Source organism: Streptococcus mitis (assembly GCF_946190335.1).
In the GTDB taxonomy this organism is placed as follows: Bacteria; Bacillota; Bacilli; order Lactobacillales; family Streptococcaceae; genus Streptococcus; species Streptococcus mitis_CH.
In genome coordinates this window covers 148,754-154,966 of record NZ_CAMHZN010000006.1, presented here as the reverse complement: position 1 = coordinate 154,966, position 6,213 = coordinate 148,754, and the positions used below count along the sequence as shown (strand labels likewise).

The 6,213-nt window shown below is 40.8% G+C and carries 7 protein-coding genes, 1 tRNA gene and 1 other RNA gene; all 9 read left to right on the top strand.

All coding sequences use genetic code 11. The features are described 5' to 3' along the window. Window positions 1–81: 81 nt before the first annotated feature. The 9 genes from N8O43_RS09100 (at window position 82) to N8O43_RS09060 (ending at window position 6,201) form a co-directional block, all read left to right on the top strand. A tRNA-Asn gene (locus N8O43_RS09100) sits at window positions 82–155 on the top strand. A 533-nt stretch (window positions 156–688) separates the two neighbouring features. Continuing rightward, window positions 689–925, top strand: coding sequence for a sigma(X)-activator ComW (gene comW, locus N8O43_RS09095; RefSeq protein ID WP_060627312.1), 237 nt, complete (start codon window positions 689–691; stop codon window positions 923–925). Between the two features lie 230 nt (window positions 926–1,155). Then, window positions 1,156–2,442, top strand: coding sequence for an adenylosuccinate synthase (locus N8O43_RS09090; RefSeq protein WP_004237599.1), 1,287 nt, complete (start codon window positions 1,156–1,158; stop codon window positions 2,440–2,442). Between the two features lie 199 nt (window positions 2,443–2,641). Then, entirely contained in the window at window positions 2,642–3,109 is a 468-nt protein-coding gene (gene tadA / locus N8O43_RS09085) for a tRNA adenosine(34) deaminase TadA (protein WP_261090128.1), read from the top strand. Window positions 3,110–3,141: 32 nt separating this feature from the next. Then, window positions 3,142–3,239: signal recognition particle sRNA small type (gene ffs, locus N8O43_RS09080), an RNA gene on the top strand. Window positions 3,240–3,295: 56 nt separating this feature from the next. Then, window positions 3,296–3,739 (top strand): dUTP diphosphatase, encoded by a 444-nt coding sequence (locus tag N8O43_RS09075; protein ID WP_000701987.1) that lies wholly within the window; start codon window positions 3,296–3,298, stop codon window positions 3,737–3,739. After that, entirely contained in the window at window positions 3,699–4,256 is a 558-nt protein-coding gene (locus N8O43_RS09070) for a histidine phosphatase family protein (protein ID WP_000863560.1), read from the top strand. Before N8O43_RS09075 ends, N8O43_RS09070 begins: the two co-directional genes overlap by 41 nt. A 13-nt stretch (window positions 4,257–4,269) precedes the next feature. After that, window positions 4,270–5,631 carry a DNA repair protein RadA gene (gene radA, locus N8O43_RS09065; RefSeq protein WP_261090137.1) on the top strand — a complete coding sequence of 454 codons (1,362 nt, stop codon included), beginning with the start codon at window positions 4,270–4,272 and terminating at the stop codon, window positions 5,629–5,631. Between the two features lie 72 nt (window positions 5,632–5,703). After that, the gene (locus tag N8O43_RS09060; RefSeq protein WP_004240973.1) at window positions 5,704–6,201 is read left to right on the top strand and encodes a beta-class carbonic anhydrase; all 498 of its coding nucleotides are present in this window, start codon (window positions 5,704–5,706) and stop codon (window positions 6,199–6,201) included. Window positions 6,202–6,213: the final 12 nt, after the last annotated feature.

The following is a 6,213-nucleotide window of genomic DNA, read 5'->3' as shown; positions in this document are numbered from 1 at the left end:
CGAACACAGAAGTTAAGCCCTAGAACGCCGGAAGTAGTTGGGGGTTGCCCCCTGTGAGATATGGAAGTCGCTTAGCTTTAATCCGCCATAGCTCAGTTGGTAGTAGCGCATGACTGTTAATCATGATGTCGTAGGTTCGAGTCCTACTGGCGGAGTAGTTAATTAAAGGAGGTTTAGACCTCTTTTTTTTGTTATGTAATTAATAATCTATCTCGTGTCATTAGACTTCCACAAATGAAGCCTCATAATTCAGTTTAGCAATGTAATTGTTCCATATGATTGTTTGATCGCTTTTCATTATAGATCTTATGGGACTTTTTCCTACAACAAAATAAGATCCATAGGGGATTTACCCACTACAAATATTATATGAAGGTCGTGGGTCCGAGTCCTTCTTCCACAATAGAGAACCTTTTTTCTTTTTGATATTATTAAGGAATTTTATTTCTATTCAATCACTTCATAGTTTAGACTGAGCAATATTCAATGCTATTAAAACCGTACTGGATGATTTTTAGTGAGAGTAATAGTTTTTATAAATTGTTTATAGGAAATTTGTTCCTATTCTGTCAACTTTTCCTATTTTTTCTCTTGTTGAGGTTGGTATTTTAACAATTCAGGAATTATTAATGATTAATTAAAATTTTTTGTTAGAATAAGATCATAAAAAGTAAAGGAGTGTATGCTTATGCTACAAAATATTTATGATCAGATGACTGATTTCTATGACAGTATCGAAGAAGAGTATGCTACTTTCTTTGGTAATAGTTGGGACTGGGAACATTTTCATTTTAAGTTTTTGATTTATTATCTTGTCCGATATCGTATTGTGAGCTATCGGGATTTTATTGTTTACCATTATCGTGTTGCTTATCGTTTGTATCTTGAAAAATTGATAATGAAACAAGGTTTTGTTGCTTGTTGAGACAGTATGAGTTAATTTCCGAACAAATTTAACTTTTTGTAGGAATATAATGATAAATAGCCGGAATTATTTCTAAATCATTTTTTAATAGTTGGAAATAGCAAATCTTTCTATTGTTTCTTCTTGATAAAAAGGCGATTTTTTCTTATAATAAATTGTAAGATATAATTGCAGGTGAGAGTCCTGCCATGTATGTGAGAAAGGAAGAGCCTGAGGGCTCAGACAAGATTATGACTTCAGTTGTTGTTGTAGGTACCCAGTGGGGTGATGAAGGTAAAGGGAAGATTACAGACTTCCTTTCAGCGAATGCAGAAGTGATTGCACGTTACCAAGGTGGTGATAATGCAGGTCACACGATTGTGATTGATGGTAAGAAATTTAAGTTGCACTTGATTCCATCTGGAATTTTCTTCCCTGAAAAAATCTCTGTTATTGGTAACGGAATGGTTGTAAATCCTAAATCTCTTGTAAAAGAGTTGAGCTATCTTCATGAGGAGGGTGTGACAACTGATAATTTGCGTATTTCTGATCGCGCGCATGTTATTTTGCCTTATCATATCGAGTTGGATCGCTTGCAAGAAGAAGCTAAGGGCGACAATAAGATTGGTACTACAATTAAGGGAATTGGTCCAGCTTATATGGACAAGGCTGCTCGTGTTGGGATTCGTATCGCAGATCTTTTGGATAAAGATATTTTCCGTGAGCGTTTAGAACGTAACCTTGCTGAAAAGAATCGTCTTTTTGAAAAATTGTATGACAGTAAAGCGATTGATTTCGATGATATTTTTGAAGAGTATTACGAATATGGTCAACAAATCAAGAAATATGTGACAGACACATCTGTTATCTTGAATGATGCGCTTGATAATGGTAAACGTGTGCTTTTTGAAGGTGCACAAGGTGTTATGCTAGATATCGACCAAGGTACTTATCCATTTGTTACGTCATCAAACCCTGTGGCTGGTGGTGTGACCATTGGTTCTGGTGTTGGTCCAAGTAAGATTGATAAGGTTGTTGGTGTATGTAAAGCCTATACGAGTCGTGTAGGAGACGGTCCTTTCCCAACTGAGTTGTTTGATGAAGTGGGAGAACGTATCCGTGAAGTAGGTCATGAATATGGTACAACAACTGGTCGTCCACGACGTGTGGGATGGTTTGATTCAGTTGTGATGCGTCATAGTCGTCGTGTTTCTGGTATTACTAATCTTTCATTGAACTCTATCGATGTTTTGAGTGGTTTAGATACTGTGAAAATCTGTGTGGCCTATGATCTTGATGGTCAACGTATTGACTACTATCCAGCTAGTCTTGAGCAATTGAAACGTTGCAAGCCTATCTATGAAGAGTTGCCAGGTTGGTCAGAAGATATCACTGGAGTTCGTAATTTGGAAGATCTTCCTGAGAATGCGCGTAACTATGTTCGTCGTGTGAGCGAATTGGTTGGCGTTCGTATTTCTACTTTCTCAGTAGGTCCTGGTCGTGAACAAACAAATATTTTAGAAAGTGTTTGGTCCTAAGAGATTTTTAAGATTTGTTTAAGATAGGTCGGGTATACTATAGACAGTTACAAGAAGACCTCCTAACTTGTTGTAACAAATATCCTAAACTTTTCTTTTTCATAATAATCTCCCTATAAAGTCACCGCATTCGGTGGCTTTTTTTGTCTTGGGAATCATGATATAATAATAGAATCGACAAGTAGAAAAAGGGAAATTGATGAATTATACAGTTGAAGAAAAAGAAGTCTTTATGAGGGAAGCTTTGAGAGAGGCTGAGATTGCTCTTGAACACGATGAAATTCCAATTGGTTGTGTGATTGTCAAGGACGGAGAAATCATTGGTCGTGGGCATAATGCGCGTGAGGAGTTGCAACGAGCGGTTATGCATGCGGAAATTATGGCTATAGAGAATGCGAATCTGAGTGAGGAGAGCTGGCGCTTGCTTGATTGCACGCTTTTTGTGACTATTGAGCCGTGTGTCATGTGTAGTGGTGCGATTGGACTCGCCCGTATTCCAAACGTGGTCTATGGGGCTAAAAACCAGAAATTTGGCGCTGCTGGGAGTTTGTACGATATCTTGAAAGATGAGCGTCTCAACCATCGTGTGGATGTTGAAACGGGAATTTTGGAAGATGAATGCGCAGCTATTATGCAGGACTTTTTTAGAAATAGACGGAAAAAATAATTTTGCTTTTAAAATGAATAGGAATGTGATATAATAAATAGTGGAGCAACAGTTCTGCGTGAAGCGGGTCAGGGGAGGAATCCAGCAGCCCTAAGCGATTTGAATTGTGTGCTCTTTTTTTCGTGCTTTTTCCGAATAAATAAGATAGAATAATCTAGAATAAATGATAATAGAAAAGAGAAGATGATGAAAATTCGTGGTTTTGAATTGGTTTCTAGTTTTACAGATGAAAATTTATTGCCCAAGCGTGAAACAGCGCATGCGGCTGGTTACGACTTAAAGGTTGCTGTGCGTACGGTTATTGCGCCAGGAGAGATTGTCTTGGTTCCGACAGGGGTTAAGGCTTATATGCAACCGACTGAGGTTCTTTACCTTTATGATCGCTCTTCAAATCCTCGTAAGAAGGGCTTGGTCTTGATTAACTCTGTGGGTGTCATTGATGGGGATTATTATGGAAATCCTGGAAATGAAGGGCATATTTTTGCTCAGATGAAGAATATCACAGACCAAGAGGTTGTTCTTGAAGTTGGGGAACGTGTTGTCCAGGCTGTTTTTGCTCCTTTCTTAATTGCAGATGGAGATGCGGCTGATGGCGTTCGAACTGGTGGATTTGGATCGACCGGGCACTAAGATGAAGATTATCTTTTTACGTCACGGGGAGCCAGATTATTGTGAGTTAGAGGAACATTCTTATACGGGATTTGGGATAGATTTGGCACCCTTGTCTGAGAAGGGACGGCAACAAGCCCAGAAACTGAGCAAAAATCTCTTGCTTCCTTCAGCTGAAATAATCATATCTTCTGCAGTCACAAGAGCTTTAGAAACGGCTTCTTATGTGGCTTGTGTTACTGGACTTCCTTTGAGAGTGGAGCCATTATTACATGAATGGCAGGTCTATGAAAGTGGCACAGATAATTTTGAAAAAGCTCGTACTATGTTTCTAGAAAATAAGGGGGAGTTACTTCCTAATAGTCCTATTCAATATGAGACAGCTACGGAAATGAAGTCTCGTTTTCTAGAATGTATGTCTAAGTATCGAGAACATCAGACTGTGGTAGTTGTTGCTCATCGAATGCTCATGCGCCAGTTTGTGCCAAATGAGAAGATTGATTTTTGCCAAGTAATTGAGTGTGAGTTAGAGATATAGAAAGAGGTTTATCATCGCAAAGAAAAAAGCGACATTTGTATGTCAAAATTGTGGCTATAATTCCCCTAAATATCTGGGACGTTGCCCCAACTGTGAGTCTTGGTCTTCCTTTGTAGAAGAGGTTGAGGTTGCCGAGGTCAAAAATGCGCGTGTGTCTTTAACAGGTGAGAAAACCAAGCCCATGAAACTGGCTGAGGTGACCTCCATCAATGTCAATCGAACCCAGACAGAGATGGAGGAATTCAACCGTGTACTTGGAGGCGGAGTGGTACCAGGAAGTCTCGTCCTCATAGGTGGGGATCCTGGAATTGGGAAATCAACCCTTCTCCTACAAGTCTCAACCCAGCTGTCTCAAGTGGGTACGGTTCTCTACGTCAGCGGAGAGGAGTCTGCCCAGCAGATTAAGCTACGAGCAGAGCGTTTGGGAGATATTGATAGCGAGTTTTATCTCTATGCAGAGACCAATATGCAGAGTGTTCGAGCTGAGGTGGAGCGCATCCAGCCAGACTTCCTCATTATTGACTCAATTCAAACCATTATGTCTCCTGAGATTTCAGGGGTGCAGGGATCTGTTTCTCAAGTGCGTGAGGTGACGGCTGAGCTTATGCAACTGGCCAAGACCAATAACATTGCCATCTTTATCGTAGGTCATGTGACCAAGGAAGGAACCTTGGCTGGTCCTCGTATGCTAGAGCATATGGTGGATACGGTGCTTTACTTTGAAGGGGAGCGCCACCATACCTTCCGTATTTTAAGAGCGGTCAAAAACCGTTTTGGTTCCACTAATGAGATTGGGATTTTTGAGATGCAGTCGGGCGGATTGGTTGAGGTACTCAATCCGAGTCAAGTTTTCCTAGAAGAGCGTTTGGATGGGGCGACTGGTTCGTCAATCGTTGTGACCATGGAAGGGACGCGTCCGATTTTGGCGGAGGTTCAAGCTTTGGTAACACCGACTATGTTTGGAAATGCTAAGCGTACGACGACAGGACTTGATTTTAATCGTGCGAGTCTGATTATGGCTGTTTTGGAAAAGCGGGCAGGGCTTCTCTTGCAAAATCAAGATGCTTATCTCAAATCTGCTGGCGGTGTCAAATTGGATGAACCTGCCATTGACTTGGCTGTTGCAGTTGCCATTGCTTCGAGCTACAAGGACAAGCCAACCAATCCTCAGGAATGTTTTGTGGGAGAACTGGGCTTGACAGGAGAAATTCGGCGTGTGAATCGTATCGAGCAGCGTATCAACGAAGCCGCTAAGCTGGGATTTACCAAGATTTATGTACCGAAGAATTCTTTGACAGGAATTACTCCGCCTAAGGAAATTCAGGTCATTGGCGTGACAACGATTCAGGAAGTTTTGAAAAAGGTTTTTGCTTAATCTGTGACAAATCCTCTTAAAAATGATAAGATAGGAGAAATATTTGACTATCAAATTTTCAAGGAGGGAATCGTGTCGTATTTTGAACAGTTTATGCAAGCCAATCAGGCTTATGTTGCCCTACATGGGCAGTTAAATCTGCCACTTAAACCCAAAACAAGAGTGGCTATTGTGACCTGTATGGATTCACGTTTGCACGTGGCGCAAGCTCTGGGCTTGGCACTTGGGGATGCTCATATCTTGCGGAATGCAGGTGGTCGAGTGACTGAGGACATGATTCGTTCGCTAGTTATTTCCCAGCAACAAATGGGGACAAGAGAGATTGTGGTATTGCACCATACAGACTGTGGTGCTCAGACCTTTGAAAATGGGCCTTTTCAGGAGTATTTAAAAGAGGAACTAGGTGTCGATGTGTCAGACCAGGACTTCTTGCCCTTTCAAGATATAGAGGAGAGTGTACGTGAGGACATGCAACTCCTTATCGATTCTCCCCTAATACCAGATGATGTCATTATCTCTGGTGCTATTTACGATGTGGATACAGGAAGTATGACAGTCGTAGAATTATAAATACTTCATATA

What these genes read in the sequence shown, in the direction of transcription:
- tadA (WP_261090128.1), top strand. Translation starts at nt 2,642, where the DNA reads ATGAATTATACAGTTGAAGAAAAAGAAGTCTTTATGAGGGAAGCTTTG.
- comW (WP_060627312.1), top strand. Translation starts at nt 689, where the DNA reads ATGCTACAAAATATTTATGATCAGATGACTGATTTCTATGACAGTATC.
- N8O43_RS09090 (WP_004237599.1), top strand. Translation starts at nt 1,156, where the DNA reads ATGACTTCAGTTGTTGTTGTAGGTACCCAGTGGGGTGATGAAGGTAAA.
- N8O43_RS09075 (WP_000701987.1), top strand. Translation starts at nt 3,296, where the DNA reads ATGAAAATTCGTGGTTTTGAATTGGTTTCTAGTTTTACAGATGAAAAT.
- N8O43_RS09070 (WP_000863560.1), top strand. Translation starts at nt 3,699, where the DNA reads ATGGCGTTCGAACTGGTGGATTTGGATCGACCGGGCACTAAGATGAAG.